The sequence below is a fragment of the Streptomyces sp. NPDC059917 genome (genome assembly GCF_042730635.1).
GTDB lineage: Bacteria > Actinomycetota > Actinomycetes > Streptomycetales > Streptomycetaceae > Streptomyces.
Genome location: NZ_JBHWLC010000006.1, coordinates 17526 through 35096, shown reverse-complemented (window position 1 = coordinate 35096; position 17571 = coordinate 17526). Strand labels below are relative to the sequence as shown.

The 17571-nt window shown below is 65.0% G+C and carries 11 protein-coding genes and 2 pseudogenes; 5 read left to right on the top strand and 8 right to left on the bottom strand.

The features are described from left to right. The first annotated feature begins 49 nt into the window (after positions 1-49). From ACFWAR_RS05380 to ACFWAR_RS05370, 3 genes and pseudogenes are all read left to right on the top strand, one after another. The gene (locus ACFWAR_RS05380; protein WP_385773303.1) at positions 50-790 is read left to right on the top strand and encodes a dTMP kinase; all 741 of its coding nucleotides are present in this window, start codon (positions 50-52) and stop codon (positions 788-790) included. Positions 791-847: 57 nt separating this feature from the next. Then, positions 848-1849, top strand: a complete 1002-nt coding sequence (locus ACFWAR_RS05375) for an aldo/keto reductase (protein WP_385773537.1) — start codon at positions 848-850, stop codon at positions 1847-1849. A 74-nt stretch (positions 1850-1923) separates the two neighbouring features. Beyond that, positions 1924-2753 (top strand): annotated as a pseudogene (locus tag ACFWAR_RS05370) (IS5 family transposase). A gap of 18 nt (positions 2754-2771) precedes the next feature. Here the strand turns inward: ACFWAR_RS05370 and ACFWAR_RS05365 are convergent. Next, the gene (locus ACFWAR_RS05365; RefSeq protein WP_385773301.1) at positions 2772-3233 is read right to left on the bottom strand and encodes a hypothetical protein; all 462 of its coding nucleotides are present in this window, start codon (positions 3231-3233) and stop codon (positions 2772-2774) included. Positions 3234-3523: 290 nt separating this feature from the next. Between ACFWAR_RS05365 and ACFWAR_RS05360 the strand changes: the two genes are divergently transcribed. Further along, positions 3524-4981: a hypothetical protein gene (locus ACFWAR_RS05360; RefSeq protein ID WP_385773299.1), complete on the top strand. Its 1458-nt coding sequence runs from the start codon at positions 3524-3526 to the stop codon at positions 4979-4981. 817 nt (positions 4982-5798) lie between these two features. Here ACFWAR_RS05360 and ACFWAR_RS05355 read toward each other — a convergent pair. From ACFWAR_RS05355 to ACFWAR_RS05325, 7 genes are all read right to left on the bottom strand, one after another. After that, complete coding sequence (locus tag ACFWAR_RS05355; protein WP_385773297.1) at positions 5799-6980, bottom strand: hypothetical protein; 1182 nt, start codon at positions 6978-6980, stop codon at positions 5799-5801. Positions 6981-7438: 458 nt separating this feature from the next. Beyond that, positions 7439-7702: a helix-turn-helix transcriptional regulator gene (locus ACFWAR_RS05350; RefSeq protein WP_385773295.1), complete on the bottom strand. Its 264-nt coding sequence runs from the start codon at positions 7700-7702 to the stop codon at positions 7439-7441. A gap of 1193 nt (positions 7703-8895) precedes the next feature. Further along, the gene (locus ACFWAR_RS05345) at positions 8896-10878 is read right to left on the bottom strand and encodes a TniQ family protein (protein ID WP_385773293.1); all 1983 of its coding nucleotides are present in this window, start codon (positions 10876-10878) and stop codon (positions 8896-8898) included. Further along, on the bottom strand, positions 10875-12125 hold the full coding sequence (locus ACFWAR_RS05340) for an AAA family ATPase (RefSeq protein WP_385773291.1): 1251 nt from the start codon (positions 12123-12125) through the stop codon (positions 10875-10877). The genes ACFWAR_RS05345 and ACFWAR_RS05340 overlap by 4 nt, the downstream gene beginning before the upstream one ends. Next, entirely contained in the window at positions 12122-14470 is a 2349-nt protein-coding gene (locus ACFWAR_RS05335; protein WP_385773289.1) for a transposase, read from the bottom strand. The genes ACFWAR_RS05340 and ACFWAR_RS05335 overlap by 4 nt, the downstream gene beginning before the upstream one ends. Then, positions 14467-15393, bottom strand: a complete 927-nt coding sequence (locus ACFWAR_RS05330) for a TnsA-like heteromeric transposase endonuclease subunit (RefSeq protein ID WP_385773287.1) — start codon at positions 15391-15393, stop codon at positions 14467-14469. Before ACFWAR_RS05330 ends, ACFWAR_RS05335 begins: the two co-directional genes overlap by 4 nt. 327 nt (positions 15394-15720) lie before the next feature. Beyond that, positions 15721-16236, bottom strand: coding sequence for a hypothetical protein (locus ACFWAR_RS05325; RefSeq protein ID WP_385773285.1), 516 nt, complete (start codon positions 16234-16236; stop codon positions 15721-15723). Between the two features lie 60 nt (positions 16237-16296). Here ACFWAR_RS05325 and ACFWAR_RS05320 point away from each other — a divergent pair. Further along, positions 16297-17065: pseudogene (locus tag ACFWAR_RS05320) on the top strand (transposase). Positions 17066-17571 lie beyond the last annotated feature (506 nt).

Sequence of the window (17571 nt, the reverse complement as noted above, 5' to 3'; positions counted from 1 at the left end):
GAGCGATGGAGTGTTGATGACGTCTTCGGTAGAGGTTCCCCAGAGTGGGGTGTTCGTAGTACTGGAGGGTGCTGACGGTTCAGGTAAGAGTACGCTCACAGACAGTATCATCGAAATCCTTCGCCAGGAGGGTCGTGTAGTTCGCCGAATTCACCGTGAGAAATCAGAAGAGCACTATAGCGAGGAATATGCGAACCTAGTCGAGGCCGTGCGAAATCTGTTTCGAGTCGGGGATGAGGCGGCAGTTTCTTTCGATCTGCTGACGCTGGCTTCCGCTACGCAGTACGCGGCTATCTATCACAGCCAGGTGTCTCCTTCCTTGGCGGCTGGGGAGATCGTCATCGCCGAAAGCTGGTGGGACAAGACCTGGATTAGACTCGGTATCGAAGCCCAGTTGTGTCTCAAGCTCGATGATGCCCAACTTCATGAGTTCTGGGAGTGGCAACGCCCAATCTTCCCACCGTCTCCGTATGTCCCGACGCCTGATCTGACGGTACTCGTGGAAACCCCTGAGAGTGACAGGGTCCGATGGTATTCCGATGCTAACCGTTACGAACCAGTATTCGACGATAGCGGTGTGGTCAGTCATGACGCACGCGATTACGGAAAATTCACCTCCAGAATCGCGAAGGAATTGCGGGTGGTGGCTGAGGAGAAGCGTTGGCCCATCATCTCCAATGGGCGGGGCCAGTCGCCGCATGACGCTGCGCGACGTCTGATGGAATTGATCGGAATGACACCCTATTCGGCTTCGGTTGGTCATCTGGACACCCGAAAGATCAAAAAGTAGAAGGAGTGCCTTAAGCTGCCCGCTGGAATGACGAGAGAGCAGCCTCGGGTTGTACTGATGGCCACCCTAGGGGGACGGATGATATACCGGCGCGTCGGCAACAGTGAGCTGGTGCTGCCGGCAGTGTCTTGCGGACTTTGGCAGGGCTTTGGATCAGATGGGGACTATTCCGACCGACGTAGAGTGATCCTCTCTGCTCTGGACATCGGAGTGACGCATTTCGACCTGGCTAACAATTATGGTCCGCCAAACGGCCAGGCGGAAATGTTCTTTGGGCGTGTGCTGGGATCAGATTTGGCGAGGCGGAGAGATGAGATCGTGATCTCTACCAAGGCGGGTTACCCAATGTGGCCAGGGCCCTATGGTGAAGGTGGATCACGTAAGCATATTGTTGCGGCCTTGGATCAGTCGCTCGCACGTATGGGTCTGGATCACGTGGACATCTTCTATTCGCATCGGTACTGTGCCGACACTCCTCTCGAAGAAACCATGGATGCTTTGGCTTTTGCCGTCAAGTCAGGGAAAGCCAGATATGTGGGAATTTCTTCGTATAGCCGTAATGACTCTTACCGGAGTCTTGAGATCCTGCGAAGTCTAGGAGTGAATGTACTGCTGCATCAACCGTCTTATTCGATGATGAATCGATGGATAGAGGAGGATGGCCTGCTCGATCTTGTTGGAGAAGAAAGGATGGGCTGTGTTGTCTTCGGCACCATGGCTCAGGGGTTGTTGTCGAATCGCTACCTGAGTGGCATGCCGGCTGATTCACGCGCGGCTCAAGGGAAGCACCCAAAAAGGCGTTTGATCACCCCGGAGTTGCTAAGCCGAGTAAGGCGGCTAAGCGGCCTCGCGTCGAGGCGCGGGCAGACGCTGGCTCAGCTCGCCATCTCTTGGGCGCTGAGAGACTCGCGTGTCACCTCTGCGGTCGTGGGAGTGTCGTCAGTCGATCAGCTCCGGGAGAACGTCAAGGCATGCAGAAATCTGTGTTTCAGCCCCTCGGAGTCGGCCGAGGTCGACGCCATCTTCCGTGAGGCTCAAATCTATTCGTGGCGCCCGTAAGGACTAGAGCGTGTCTCTTTGGTCGGTTGGTCAGTTGATCGGATGTGTCCGTCCGGTTAGTGATCACTGATGCGATGTGGGACCGGATCGAGCCGCTGATGCCGGCCGATCCGGTCCGTGGTCGGCGGTGGGCCGATCACCGCCGAACCGTGGAGGCCATCGCGTGGAAGTACCGAACCTGATCGCCCTGGCGGGACTTGCCCGACGAGCTCGGCTCATTTCAGACCGCCCACAAACGGCTGATCAGGTGGGCCGTGGACGGCACCTGGGAACGCATCCTTTTCGCGGTCCTGGCAGCGGCCGAGGGTGCTGACGACATCAGCTGGACCGTGTCGGTGGACTCCACCGTCTGCCGGGCTCACCAGCACGCCGCCGGAGCCAGGAAAAAGGGGATCCAGGCCGGGCCGAACCCGACGATCACGCGCTCGGCCGCTCCCGCGGCGGCCTGAGCACGAAGGTCCACCTCGCCAGCGACGGCCATGCGCGGCCCCTGGCCCTCCGCATCACCGCAGGCCAGGCGGGCGACGCCCCAGCCTTCGAGACCGTCATGGCCGGCATCCGGGTTCTGCGAAGCGGCCCGGGAAGACCGAGGACCCGACCCGACGCCGTGCTGGCGGACCGCGCGTACTCATCCCGCGCGATCCGAAATCACCTCCGCAGACGCGGAATCCGCGCTGTCATTCCCCAGCCGTCCGACCAGATCAGCCACCGTCTGAGGCGAGGCCGCGCCGGCGGTCGCCCACCGGCTTTCGACGCCGAGACATATAGGCAACGCAACGCGGTCGAGCGACGCATCAACCGGCTGAAACAGTGGCGCGGCCTGGCCATGCGAACGGACAAGCTTGCCATCGCCTACCAGGCCGCACTCCACCTCGCCGCCATCCTCATCTGGGCACGGCGGTGACGATGAAGGGTCGGCCTGTCAGTCGTAAAAAAAGAGCTCAAGGTCCTCGATCGACCCCGGCCCGGTGAGGAAGCCTTCAGCCTTCGCGATCTCGTCTTCTGCTGGCAGTTCGCCCTTCAGTAGCCGCTGCATCCAGATTTCTCCCTGCTCGCCGACCGCGTAGATGCCAGACAGCAGCTCGGCCATGCCGGCAGGGTTTGACGGGATGCGTCCGGCGACCGGTTGGAGAACCCAGCCGCCTGACCGGGCCGCGAGCCGCAGCACTCCGGCCCAGTTCGCGATCCTCCCGATGCGTACGTGCCACGAGTCCTCGGTGAACGGGGCCATCCGCCCACCATGGAGAGGGTTGGTGGCGGCAGCGATGTCCTTGATGACCTGCCGTTCCACGGCGTCGCGGACCCAACGCCCTTCCTGCGCTTCTTCGATGGCGGCTTCCCACCACTTCCACCCGCCGTCGAGTCGGTCCTCGAATGTGTCCATGTGGACAGGCTTCCATGCGCGATGTCGCAAGCATTCAGGGGGCGCCGATCAGTGGATCGACTCATCAAGGAGACAGGCTCTAGTGGGGCTTCGAACTTGGTGGGGGTACGGCCGACGGTAGAGGTCGCAATGGGCGTCGCCGACCGGCCTAACGTCCTGGTCCAGTGGCTCTCGGCGAGGCGGTCACCATCCGGACGTTGACGGTGACCCCCACCGAGCCTTCGCCAACTTGAAGTCGCAGGTGAGAGGGCTGGTGTGACCAGATCCTGGGGTTCTCATGCTGGTCGTCGGTGCCCGGTGATCAGTCCGGTGCGCTCGGCCGCGTCGTGGTCACAGCCAAGCTCCGGCTGTCCGCCTATGAAGTCGCTGGCGCGCACCTGAGGAACCTGTACGAGAAGCCGGGATGTGCCGACTGGTTGCAGCGGCCCAACGTGGGCAACCCCCGGTCCCGCGGCGATGCTTCTGACGGCCAGTTCTACCCCCGCCGACGCGGCGCGCTGGCCGCGAGGCTGGCAGAGGTCGAGGAATCACCGAAGGGACTGGAGGGTGCAAAGGCGGCCTTCCAGGAATGGCGCACCGACGTCAAGAACGTGTTCGACAAGACCCGGGAGAACCCTGACGACCGGGCGCTGCTGATCGCCGCCCTGTTCCTCGACGGTGAGGACGCACTGACCGTCCAGGAAGCGGCGCGTGCCCTGCTCGCCGACAACACAGCCGAGAGTGTCCGGGAGATCCTCACCGGGCCTGACCTGACGAGCCGGCTGTCCGACGTCGGGGTCGAGGTCATGGGCCGTAACATCTCCCTTGAGCACAAGGCGGGCTACGCCCGCGCGGTTCTGGTGATCCTGTGGCACCAGCGTGCCGACATCCACCAGCCGCTGCTGGCCTGGCTCGATCAGCTCATCACCGCCGAGACCGGGCCGGGCCGGCTGAAGAAGATCAGCGATCTGCTGGTCGAACTCGCGATTGCCGAGAATGACTTCAGGGCGATCACCACCATCAAGGAGTGGATCGGGAAGGACAGCCGGGTCGAGCACCTGGACCTGATCGCCACTGTCCCGACACGGGCCGCCGAGGCTCCCGGTCCGGGACCTCAAGTCCGCTCCAAACTCCTCGACTGGCCCCAGGAAGCCTCCGAATCCGTGGCCTGGGTCGTGGCCTGGGTTTGTCACGGGGAGTTCGCCGAGCACTACCCCAGTCAGGCCCTGGTCCGAGTCAAGCATGTCCTGAGCCGCGAGGACCGCGACGAGGCTGTCCTGGCCGCTGAAGCGGCCCTGTGCAGCACCGCCAGAGGCCCCAACCAGTTGGCCCGGTTCTGGGCGGCACCGGGCAAATGGTCTGCGGAAGGCCGACATCTGGCCGCCCACCGGGCCTTCCTCGCGCTCCTCGACCCACAGGATGACCCTTGGATCGTGCAGGTCATGCTGTCCTCGGCCGAGCAGCACCCCGACGTCAAGGACGCACTCGTCAATAGGTGGAGTGCAGCCCTGGGGGACGCCCGAGTCGACACCGAGTCCTCTACAGCTGGGCACACGCCTATGACGACGGGCATGTCGAGCTGGAGACGGTCAAGGACATCCTCGACCAGGTCACAACGGCACCTGGCCAGCTCGCCCATCTCCGACCTGTTGTTCGGCGAGCCCGGAGTCGCCTACGACGCGGCAGTCGTCTCGCTGCGCAAGGCGCTTCGGATCCCCTCCCAGCTCCGGCCGTGGCGCGACGCCGATGCCGGACCTGCGGAGTCGTGACCATGGGGTGGCTCTGGAATACAGCGAGTGGTCCAAAGCGCCCGACGACAGCAAGGCCGCAGTGATCGCACAGCGCCTCGCCCAGTACCGGCCCGTCGAACACCTTGGCGTGGAGTACGCACTGGTCGATGTCGTCCGCCAGTTCCTCAGCACCTTCCCCAAGGCGTCTTAGAAAAGGATGCTCCACGCCATCCGGCCGGAGGCATGCGTGCTGTGTACCGCGATGCCCACGCAGACCTGGTCGAGGCACTGGCGGATGGCTTTGAACCGGTACCGGCAGGTGGTCCATGAGGGGACCGTTCTCACCGGACCACGCAAGGCGGCGCCAGTCAGCCAGAGGATATGGCGCTGGCTCCTCTCGCCCAGGACAAGCTGGAACGCCCGACTCGCGGTACGGGCCTCCGGCGGGGACCTGTCCTTCGACGTGGCCTGGCGCCAGACACGCGTACGACTCCACCCAGACGAAGCGGACTACCAGGCGGCCGGACACCGGGGCGCCGGCGCACCCGGGAAGGCTCCGCCAGCGAACACCCCTCCACAATCAAGCCGGAGGGGACCTAGCCGCTGGCCTACCCACGTCACCGGCCGACCCCGCGGCCACGAACCCACTGGCGTAGGGACGCTGACCAGCACCTTCCACTGGGTTCGTGGCCGCCCTCTTCTGAACATCCTGCCTGCTGCCTCTCCTTTAGCGACGTGCCGATGTTGTCCCGCCACGACGCCCGGCCAGCGTGGGGGTGCCCAGCAAGCGCGGAGACCGCAGACGGCGGCAGTCCAATCGAGGGCGTGCGTAGTCACACACGTTTCTGTCCTGGAGTTACGGGGGCGGCGGTGCACCGTTTGCCCGGGTGCGCCACTCTTCCAGCGTGTGCATCGGCTGCCGCTGCTGGCCATGTTCTACATGGGGGGCGGACAGTGTCTGCTGAGCCCAGTCGGTGAGCGCGTCCATCACCCTGCCGCGCAATTGCCTCCTGTCCTGATCGGTGCGCAACCGCAGCCGGCCATAACGGGTCAGGTGTGGATCCAAGAGGTTCCGTACGAGTCGGTAGAGATCGGGATGGCGACGCCCGAGTTCCTCACGGGCATCACGCGCGGCTGCGGTGAGAAGTGCTTTCTCGGGATGGTTATGCTCCGCGATGCTGATCGCGTCATGAACGGCATACCGCAGGCGTCGGTTCTCGCTGTACCTCTGGAACAGGTTCCCCAGCAAACGGCGTCGGCCCATCAGCTCTCTGACCTCGCGAAGCGACTGCAGCCTCAATTTCTCCCAGGCCAGCGGCAGGAGGCCCTGAGTGGAGGTGCTGAGCGCCCCGGAAGCTACCTCGGCCTGGAGAGACTTCAGGTGGCGCTGCCAGCGATGCAAGAGGAGAGGGTGGCACAGAGCATCGTCGCGGTCGGACTGGCGGCTGGCGTCGTCGAGGACGTGGAGTCGGAACTCGCCTTCGCTCATCATGTGCATGCTCAAGGCCCTGCCGTGGAGGGGAGCTTGAAGCAGACCGCGTGCCGCGGCACGCTCGATGGCAGCATGCCTTGTCCGGATGGCCGCTGATGCCTCGGGTGACAGTCCTGCGGTCTCCGACTGCTCATTGAACAGTTGACGGAACTGAGGCTCGAGGTACTGGGCCAGCCAGAGCAGAGCTTGCTCGCGTGGATCATCCGTGGGGAGGGGAACGGGCAGGATCCCGGCAGCGGTGAGCTCCTCCCTGCGTCGCCGCTGGAATTCCTTCCGGGCCTCGCCCAACCGCTGTGCGACTGCGGTGTGCTGCCAGTGGAGGTGCTCCGCCTCCTCGTCCCGCCAGCCGGTCACGAGACACCGTTCTTCACCGCGGAGTTGTAGGTCGTGCGAGGCGTAGGTCAGTGCGTCGATGGAGGCGGACAGTCGGTCGCCGTCGTAGAGCAGCTCGGTCAGTCCGGCGCGCCCGATGTCACATGCTTCGGCGACCACCACCTTGGCGTGGTCGATGAAGCTGAAGTCGATGAGATCGGCGATTTCGCTCATCGGAAGGCGCCACGGTTCGGCGTGCGGCAGAGGAACGGCTCGCAGGCCCGGACCTGCCAGTCGCGGAGCCGGATCAACCTCACCGCGCCGTGGTTTTGTTGCCCTGAGGCCGAAGCGCAGGTTGAGATACCGGTGCGAGCGGCCACGATGGAGCACGGTCAAGGGGCGGTCGCGCAGGCTAAGGCACGGCTGGCCCTGGGTTGCCCCACACGTGGGGCAGGCGACTGACCGGACATCGGTGGAGGAGAGGTGCCAGGCCGGTCGGGCCGTCGGTCGGGAGGGTGCAGAGGTGTGCGTGTGCATGGCGCGACCCTGGCAGCCGGCGAGTCGCTCATGCCCGCACGCTCAACGCTGGGCACCCGTCCCGGCGACTTCGTTCGATAATTTATGCGGTGTGCGAAGTCGTGTGCATATGTCGTCACCCGAGAGGGTGGCAACGGATGTGAGATCCGAACCGCTCAAGGCTTCGGGGGTGCAGGGGGTTCGTGCCCACGGCACATCAGGCCAAGGATTTCACCAACGGGCGTACCGAGGGCGTGTGCGATGGCATGCCACGTATTCAGGCTGCCGATGGTCCGTCCTTGCTCGATTTCGATCAGGGTGCGACGGGCCAGGCCGCTACGCTCGGCCAGCTGGTCGTACGACCACCCGCGCGCAGCCCGAAGGCGAGACAGCTCCACGCGGAGGGCCTCGAGATTCGGGTCGGGCGGAAAGATCGTCACCCGGCTATCGCACGGTCCCGACCCGGGTTATGTCAGTGCAGACCTCTGCCCTATTTGACAGAATCCGCGCAGCCGTGATGTCGCTGCGGACCGCCTGCCGTCACTGACGCCGGTGTCGGACGGGAAGGAGGAGATGCGTAATGAAGCAGGTCTGGTCCGTGGCCATCCAGCCTGGCGACCACGGGTCGGTCCTCAGCTGCCAGACGTGCGGCCTTGTGGGGAGCGCGAGCCGGGACGCGCGGTCCAAAGTCTTTGCGCATCTGGCGGAGCATGCTCGCCGCGAGACTCTGCCGCCGCATCTACGGGTCTGTCGCTGCTCCGAGCAGGGCTGCCGATGGCACCGCAGCCGCCGCGGTTGTCAGGGGAGGCTCGAGTGGGTCCTGGTCAGGAGCGAAGGAGGGCGTCGCTGGACACTCGCCGAAGCCTGTCTGGCGTGTGCGGGCGCGACGGAGCAGGCTGCGGTCATTCCTGCCACCGTAACGGCGGGCCGGGGAATGCTTGGCACGGCCGAGACGGTTCCGGCCGGCTATAGCCACGGCCACACGCAGCGGCGCCGGGTGGCGTACCTGCTCAACTATCTGGCCTCGGGCCTCGACCCTGCGGTGGGTGCGCAGGCCCGGCTGCTTGCCGTCCAGTGCGCATTGCGGGCTTCGAAAGTAGGCAGTGCCCGACTTTCCGGAGGTCTCCTACGGAGCCTGTGCATGTATCGGAGGGTCAGCCCATTCCGGGAGCTCGAATTTGAGGGGTGGCTGTCCTGGCGTCCGGGGAAGTCGGTGAGCGGTGCCTTCATCGTGGACGCACAAGTCCTGGACAGTGTGGCGCTCATGCAGAGCCCGGGGCGCATCGACCGTGCGCGTGCGGCTGACTGGGCTTTGCGCACGACCACTGCGGCGCGACGGCACGGCGGCACTGCTCTGGAGGAACTGCTCCTGCTCGTCCTGTCAGCTCACGAGCCGCCGCCGACCGCGACGGAGGGGGAGGCGGAGCTCGACCAAGTGGCCCGAAGCTGCGCGCTTCCTGGGGCCTCATTCCCGCACGTGCTGGGCTCACTTCACAGAAAGGGTTTGGCGACATCGTGGTCGATCACCGGGGACAGGCAGCAGGTGAGGTGGTTGCCGACGATGTCCACTGTTGCCCTCTGACGTCTATCGGGGCGGTTGAGAACTCTCCCCGGTCACAGGCCGCCGCTCTGTTCACTCGTCGGGGGTGAGGCGCCAAGCAGAATGCTGCCCGGCCCTGCTATGCGCTGGAGGGACGAGGAGCGCAATGGCGGCGAGATGCTGTAGTCGATCGCAGGCGAGGCCGAGACGGCCGGCATAGCAGTCGAGTCGGCGGAGCAGTCGGGCTTTGCCGCCGTTGCGGCCGGCGGAGGCGCGAAGTTGGTTCACCGAGGCGACGATGTGTTTGGTGTCCTGCCTGAGCTGGCGCAGTGTGTTGATAGCGGGGCTGTTGAGGTAGTCGCCATTCGTCACTTGAGCCCAGACAAGTGCGGTGGCGGCATCAGGGTTCGGTGATGTGCGTCCTCCAGCGAACTGGCGCAACCCGTCGCATAGTTCGGCCCAGTCGGGATCGGGTAGCTGCCAGGTTGCAAGGGCGCGGCGCCGCCGGGCGTAGTCGATGCGGACAGGGTCGGAGTCCAGATATTGCGCGACTTGCTCGACGGCGTACTCAAAGGCTTCCCGGGACGCAGCGGATGCCAGCATGCGTTTGAGCATCTTTAGGCTCTGCTGCGCCGTGTTCCAAGGGGTTCCGAGGGCTTCGGCGCATTCGGACCAGGTTCCCCCAGCAGCCATCTCGACGAGTTTGAGTGACGCTGCCCGGCGCAGGTGGCGTCTGTTCCAGTCGGTGATGGGTCCCAGGTGAGTCAGGAGCTTGGCGAAGTGAATGTCGAGCCACGGCGAGGGCAGCAAGGCGGGAACGTGGGCGGCCGTGAAGTGGCACATCCGTGACGGCGCCCGAAGTTTGGGCTGCCGGTGGCCGCCTGCCCGGTAGAAGCCGTTGACCTTGCTGGCCAGGGCGCGGGCGAGGGCTGGTGAGAAGTCCATCCGCCGGAAGGCCGCAGCCGTATTTGCGGGAAGGGCGGCGAAGGCAGCACGGGCCAGTGGCTGGATCCGGTCCCTCAGTTCGGCATCGGATCCGGAATGTTGGCTGAGGAGCGTGTCTGCGGCCAGGAGGAGGGCTCCGCACTCGGCGGGATCTTCAGGCGAGGACCACAGGTTGAATGAGTGTGAACCTGGGCCAAGCGACTGTTGGATCCGTTGGGTGATTGTGGCAGCGTGCTTGTCGATGTGCGAGGCCAAAGCCGCGGAGCGGAGCAAGTCCGCTCCGCGGGGCCAGCTGAACTTGATCAGTTGCGCGGTCGCGATGAGGTCGGGGAAGAGGTGGTGCCCTGGGGCCGTGCCTCCTGTGTCGGACGTTAACGCATCGGGTAGCAGGCGCTGGTCGATGCGTTGTTGCAGTTCGAGCAGGTGGTCGAGGTCACCGCAGGCCATCGGCGGGGAGTTCTTGGAGGGCTGATCGAGGCGCGCTCCGCAGATGTGCTTCGTGCCAGCTGAAGACGGCAGAGTATCCAGCACCGTTTGACGGCACTGCGAGGGATGAAGGCCGACTGTGGCTCGCTGTATGAGTAGACCAGCGCGTTCGGTTCCGGGCGGCCGGTTCGGCGGATTGCCGCACTGCGAACAGGAGATGGACAGCAGGCGTGCGTGCTGGAGGCAGGCAAAGACGACCGGGAGGTGCCAGCGCAGCCTCCAGGCGCCGCCGAGCGAGACTTGTACGGGAGTGCCGTCGCCGGCCAGGCAGCTGGGGCAGAATCGACTGGACGGGTTGATGGCCCAACGGCGGTGCGCCGAGGCGTGGTTAGAGCCACGGTCTAGGTGAGTGGTGGTCAATGGCGTGTATGCGGTGGCGAGCCCGGACCCGGTGAGCGTCAGCGATCGGACCTCGGAGTCCGAGAGCCGTGCGGCATGGGCGAGTGCGTCGGCGAGCAGAGGGGGCAGGGCGAGCAGGTATTTGGCGGGCAGTCGGTGGTGCATGCCGCTGAGTCCGCACAGGAAGCCGATGCGGGCGGGGGCCTGGTTGAGGCGGTAAGCGAGCCTGAGTAGAAATCCGGGCAGCGACTCTTCAGGCAGCGGGGCCAGACTGCGGGCTAGCATCCGGTGTGTCAGACGGTTCACCCCGCCGACCCTGCGGCCTGCGGGCCGTCGTCATCGAACACTGTGTTGCGCCCTCGGGGCTTCTTCTTTGGCGCAGGATTGTGCGGCGGGATGTTTGGTTGCTCGCCGGCTTCGGCGTCCAAGTCGGGCATGTCTCCAGGGGTTACGGTGATGTGGCCCAGGAGCTCTTTCGTCAGCCGCTCGCTGCCGTCTTCGATGGCGATACGCAGGCCGCGCTGGACGAGCTTCTCCAGGATGCCGACGATGCCGCCGGTGCGGTGGAATAGGTACTCCGGCATGTCGCCGCCGGTGAGCATGCCCTTGGTGTCGGTCAGGAGGCGCATGTGGCCTTCCAGTCCGCGCAGGTGGGTGACCCAAGCTTCCATTTCCTCGGCAGTGCTGTACCGAAAGGGGTCCATGTCGACCACTTGGAAGCGTCGTTCGTGCTGGCTGGCGGCGTGGTCGTTGGGGCTGCGGCTGCGGTCTTTGATCGGCGGGTAGATCCATTCGCCTGTCCTCGGGTCACGCCTGCCTTCACGCAGCAGACCGGAGGCTGGGATACCGACGCCGACGAGGACGAGCGCGACGGGCATGCTCATCATCTCGCGGATCAGGTCGAGGACGTCTTGGTCGGCCTCACGGTGGAGCTTGAGACGCGTGATGTCATCGATCACGAGCGCCTTCGTGGCGTGCTCGATGATTGCGGTCTTGACGGTGCGGATCAGGTCCTCGAGCCGCATGCCTTTGTACACCTCGCCGTAGAAGTCGAGGATGCGCTGGCAGGTGGAGATGGGGGTGGCCTTGACCGGGCAGCGCACGTAGGCGACCGGTGCGACCAGGTCGCGGGTGCCGGCCATCGCGTCCGGGTTCATGTAGTTGTGCAGGTTCAGCCACTCCTCCATGAAGACCGCCATCGCCTCGCAAACGGTCTCCGTCTTGCCCTGGGCGCCATCCCCATTGACCATGATGCCGCCGCGTGTGCCCGCCTTGTGGCTGAAGGCACCCTCCTCGACCCGGGCCAGCACCGCGTGGGCTACCCGCTCGCTCATCGGGGTGGCTTCGATCGGCAGGCTGCTGTGAGTGGCGAGCCGGTACAGGTTGTGGATGCGCTTCTGTCGACGCGACTTGCGGTCGAATTCCTCCGCAGAGAGCACGGGGGCGGGGATGAAGTCCTTGCGGGTCTGGCACCAGCGCTGCCAGCCCTCCCAGGTGGTGCGGTCCACCGGTGGGCCTGGCAGAAACGACGGGGTGTTGTTCTCAAGGCTCACTGGACGGTCTCTTCCTCGGCCGCGGCAGCCGTCGTGTCAGGTTCTTCATCGTCGAAGTCGTCGTCGGGCAGGGCCATGAGGCTTGTGGCGCGGAGCCGTGAGGAAAGGTCCGGGGGCGGGGCGGGCGGTTCGGGGACGGCGGCTTCTCTGCGGCGGCGGCGTTCCCCGGATACCGCGTCCTCGCCCTGTTGGGCGCGCTCTTTCCAGTGCAGGGGAATGACCTTGCTGTCGGCGGACCTGACACGCGCGGCCGGCACGGCGACGACAGGTGCTACCGGGGGCTTCCCATCGCCCCTTTTCTCCGCGGCGTCTGCGGGGCGGTCGGCTGCCGCAGCGGCCGCCTGGGTGACTTCGCGGGCGTGCTCCGTGCGCTGCTTCTTGGATAGCTGCGTCGGCCACTGTTCTACCGGCACGCGGCTCCCGATCAATTCCAAGAGCACCGGCAGTAGTTCGGTATCCGCCTTGGGGGCGCGGCCTCGCCTGCGCAGCTCGCGCATGGCTTCGCGTACCCGGGCGTCGCTGAAGGCCGGCATTTCGCCCTTGTCGGGGAGGCCCACCCAGCGCAGGGTGTGCCAGTCGTGCGTGCGCTCATCCTGGAAGAACACGAAGCACGGATCGCGTGGGTCGCGGTGGATGACGTACTTGTTCTTGTCCTTGCCCCCGCGTCGGGACAGTTCCCCGCGGTACGGATCCAGGGCCGGACCGTCGTACCAGAGACTTTTGATCTTGACGCCGCGCTTGCCATGGATCATGACCCGGTGTGTTGGCAGGAGCTGGTAATAGAGCTCGGGGGTCGGGATGCGCAGTGCGAAGCCGCCTTGGTGCATCGATGCGGCGAAGAGGCTGTTGGGGCTGTGATCGCCGCTTGGGTCCCAGCTCGGGGCGTAGGAGTCGAACCGGCGGTTCTGCCAGACCTTTACGATCCAGGTGGCGATGAGATGCTCCATCTCCGCCACGGTCAGGCAGGCGTCCGCTTCCGGATTCTCTCCGCGGTCAGCCGTGTCCACGCCCTGGTAGCCGAGCAGTTTTGCGAAAAGCAATGATTGGATAGCGCCGAAGGCCCTCTCCACAGCATGTTTGTCCTGGGGGCGGAGCACCCGGCTCGGCTTAATGTTCGCCTTGATGACCCGCTGGACTTCGACCAGGTGGTGGTTGCGGTAGACGGAGCCGTGGTCGGTGGTGACCGTCTCTGGGGCGAAGAATGGCAGCCCAGCGACCTTGTGTCCGGCGAAGTCGGCGACCACTGTCCCAGGTACGCCTGGGTAGGCCCATTCCATGTCCTCGCCCCAGTCCGGGCGCATAGGCAGCGGCATCATCACGTCCCGTAGGACCATCGCCACGTCGATCGAGGCATCGGAGACCAGGCTGAGCCGGAACGCGACGATCGAGTGGGTGTAGACGTCGAGTGCGACAGTCAGGTGAACAGAGACCGGGTCGCCGAACACCTCTTCCAGCACCTTCACCGGGAGCACAGTGGTATCCAGAGCCACCACCTGACCTGGCCGGTGCACTACCACGTGCCGCCCCGTCGTCAACTGCTGTGCCTTGGCAGCCGAACGTGCGTACCGCTGCCGTCCTCCGCCGGAGCCAAACCACTCCCGCCACACCGTCCTCAGGGTGTCGTAGCAGGGAATCTTGACGTCCTTGCCGAACGTCTCCCGCACGTACTGATGGATGAGGAACTCGTGGTCCTTCGCCGTCAGCTTTGATCGGCGCAGAGTCTCGGGGCGCACCGCGAACAGTGCCTCCCGGATCTCCGGCGAGATCCGGCGCCCCGACGCCTCCCGCAGCCACCGGTCGTCCGCGAGACCGACCGGCCCGTACTTTCGCCGGCCCTGGTCCCAGCGCACCAGCGTGCGAAGGCTCACTTGGTGCAGACAGCGCTCCCTTGCCAGGTCGGGGTCCTCGGTGGCGGCCCCGCGGAGCTCTTCTACCTTGGCTTCGCGGCGCTGAGTGAGTGTGGTCGTCTCGGGGTCATACTGTGGAAGTGGTTCGTGGGGCAACGCGGCCAACGGATCCCCGCTGCGAAATCCCGTCTCCACCTCACGGATATGGTCCAGTCGGCGCATGACATTCCTGCGCTGCTCCGGTTGGAGGTCCTCCATCGTTTTGGGTTGCCGTCCCCGGCTGGCGGCGGGCAGATCTGTACGGGTCCGAGTGGATGGACGGCAGTCTGGACGGTGGATCAGCTCACTGAGCGCCACCTTCCACTGCGCACCCTCGCCGTCGATCAGCGTCACCCTGCCCAGCTGCGGTAGGAACGATTCGACCCGCCACTCCTCACCGTCAATAATCAGTTCCACTCCGGGCGACAGATCCCACGTCGTCGCCGTCGCGGTCGTCACCGCGTACCCTCAAAGAACTTCTGCGGCGTCAGCCGGATCAGACGATCGTCCCCGTATGGGCCGGACAGATCCACGCCCAGCTCTCGCCGCCACAGCAGGTGCAAAGCATGTGCCCTCGCCACAGCGGGGATCGAACAACTCTCCACAAGATCGCCGTACGGCAAAGGGCCTTGAGCGGCAGCGCGCCGCAGCTGGCTTTGAATTCCGAGTATCTCGTCCAGGGGACGCCGCTCCGCGGACATCGCGTCCACTGCGCCCCATACGTGCGTGCGCCACCCCGTGACGACCATAAAGCGCCAGCCAGCCGACAGCGCGACCTCGGCCGTCGCCGCGAACTTCAGATGATCACTGGGGCGGATGCGACCAGCAGGTCGTACGTCCACGACGACTGGCCCCTGGCGTGTCAGCAAGAGGTAGTCCGGCGTGTGGTCGACCTTGTTGCCGTCGGCGAAGAAGCGAAGCCGGAATGGTTGGGAAAGTGCTTCTAGCAGGTCGGCCGCAAAGTCAGCGACTACAAGGAGACACTCCTCTTCAAAGCTCTCGAATCCGTGATGTCGATTAGTCGTGGTCAGGTACTCAAGTCCCGGGCGGTGTTCCTGATCGGTTCGCCAGGTGAAGCGTCGTACGGGGAGGGTGCGGGAGAGATCCACGGTGTTGAGTTCCTGCACAGGGCAGGTCATGGAGTCCTTCTGCCCGTACTTCCACTTCGTCGTCCACCTAGCCGGCCAGCGGTCACCAAGGTCCAAGTGAGTGCGGGCGTGTCCGTCGTCCAAACGTGCCAGATCCTCCAGCCTGCAGGCATCGGACCACGGGATGCCCACGGAATCCAGGGACTCCGAGTCTGTCCAAGCCCTGCTCTGGTACACGTTGTCCACGCCGCTTACCCCCATGCACATCGGGCCGAAATGTAAGAGCGCGATCACGATACGACGATCAACTTGGAGTCGGATGCTCCTCTCTCCAACCGTCCCTCATATGGGTGTTGCCAGGCGTATAGGACGACGCAGCCGATGAGGACACGCTTGAAACGGCGCAGCTTCTGTTGAGCGCCGCCGCAGAGGGGCCACGATTCAGGAGACGATGTCTGATCCGTACCGTCTTGGCGACGGCACGGCTGGCACCCCCGCCCTGGGTCCCGGCCATATGAAAGTCAAAGTCACACGTGTGAGTGATCGACGGTAAAGGCGAGCAGTTAAGGGTTGTCCCGTAACCCCGAGGAGTTGCGCCACGGGCCTCTGGCCACGCGGGTCTCAGGCTTGGTTGTGGCTCCCTGAGGCATTGCGATCCCACTGCTGGGCGCTTGACAACTCCCGCCACTGGTCCACCACGTCGTCCACTTCATCCAGGGCCGGATCGCGCCTTCCGCTGGGCGCGTAGGCCGGTGACCGGTCAACGCGTAGTGACAGATGTGCGCAGTACCAGGCTCGCCGGGCACCGGCTATCTCTGCGGTCGTGCCCGTGCGGAGATAGCCGAGCAACGCTGTCATGACCCTGCGGCGCCCGAATGCGTAGAGCGCAGGCTCGACGAACCAGCGGCAGAAGCTCGGGTCCGGGTCGTAGACAGCAGCAGCCATCAGCGGATCGAAGAACTCCTCAGACAGGGTGGCGCGTTCCAACAGTGGCCTTCGTGCAGCTCCGGCCAGGTGCCGCGCACGTCGGTCTTCAGGCACGTCGGCCGCAGCCTCAAGGTCCAGCAGGCGAGTCACTTCGGCTGCGCATGCAAGGAATGTACGTGTGGATGCCTCGTGGCGGTCACCTACGCTCATGGCAGGATTCTCGACCACGGGCCTGAGCAGAAGTGCTCGCATGGGCGAGATGATCTCGATGTGACTGGTGCGATCACGGCGTCGGAGCCGTCCTGGATAGCCCCGTTCTCTGGGCTGAGCCCGCGCGCCTTCGGGAAGCTGGTAACAGTGCTGCGTCGCGCAGGTGCGGACACGGCCCGCAAGGCCCGGCCGTGGAGCCTTCCGCTGGAAGACCGTACCCTGCTGATCACCGCGTACTGGCGAACCAACCTGACAATGCGGCAGCTCGCCCCGCTGTTCGGGATCTCGAAGTCGGCAGCGGACCAGATCATCGACAACCTTGGGCCGATGCTCGCGCTCCAGCCCCGCAAGCGGTTCACGAAGGACACCGTGCTCGTCGTGGACGGCACCTTGGTCTCGCCCGGGACCACACCGTCGCCGAGCGGTCGAAGAACTACCGGTACTCCACCAACCACCAGGTCGTCATCGATGCCGACACCCGCCTGGTCGTCGTGGTCGGCCGGCCGCTCGCCGGGAACCGCAACGACTCCAAGGCATGGGAGGAGTCCGGGCCAAAGCCGCCGTCAGCGGAACGACCACAATCGCCGACGGCGGCTACCCGGGCACCGGCCTGGTCATCCCGCACCGCCGCAAGCGCGGCCAGAGTGAACTCACGGATTGGAAGGAGGAACACAACAAGTCCCACAAGCAGGTCCGGGCTCGCGTTGAGCACGCCTTCGCCCGCATGAAGACCTGGAACATCCTCCGCGACTGCCGCCTCAAAGGCGACGGCGTCCACCACGCCATGCTCGGCATCGCACGGATGCACAACCTTGCCCTCGCCGGATAGATCAGCGGGTCACACTGCGGCCAACCATGCCCGAGGCGACTCGTAGATCATTTGCGGGACAGCCCTTAGGTTTGGGAGCGGGATGCTTGAGTATGAGGGGAGCGGGTCTGAGCGGCAGCACGCCGGGAACCGCCTTTGCCGCCCGTCACGGCTACGCGGTTGCAGACGTCGTACTCCGCCGACTATGTAGATGCATGCGTCGAACAGGGCCGCCACCCCGGCACCCGCGTGCCTGTTCTCGTACCGCCGAGAATCTACAGTCGGATGCGACACTCGTTGCGGTGACACGCCTCGTGACCTGCGGTGTACCAAAGTGCCAACTAACTTTCTGATTCTGTCCCTCCGACTGCTGACGCTACTTGGCATCAGTACAGGTCAGGAACGTTGCCTGATGCCAAGTAGCAATCCTGGTCACACCCGGCACCCGCGGACCCGGCCCCGACAGGCACGAGACACCGACCTCCCGCACCGAGCCACGGCCGCCCGCCCGGCCCGGCCCCGGCCCA

Bases quoted from the DNA above. Each gene is read 5' to 3' on its own strand.
- ACFWAR_RS05375 (WP_385773537.1), top strand. From the start codon at position 848: ATGGCCACCCTAGGGGGACGGATGATATACCGGCGCGTCGGCAACAGT.
- ACFWAR_RS05365 (WP_385773301.1), bottom strand. From the start codon at position 3,233: ATGGACACATTCGAGGACCGACTCGACGGCGGGTGGAAGTGGTGGGAA.
- ACFWAR_RS05355 (WP_385773297.1), bottom strand. From the start codon at position 6,980: ATGAGCGAAATCGCCGATCTCATCGACTTCAGCTTCATCGACCACGCC.
- ACFWAR_RS05325 (WP_385773285.1), bottom strand. From the start codon at position 16,236: ATGAGCGTAGGTGACCGCCACGAGGCATCCACACGTACATTCCTTGCA.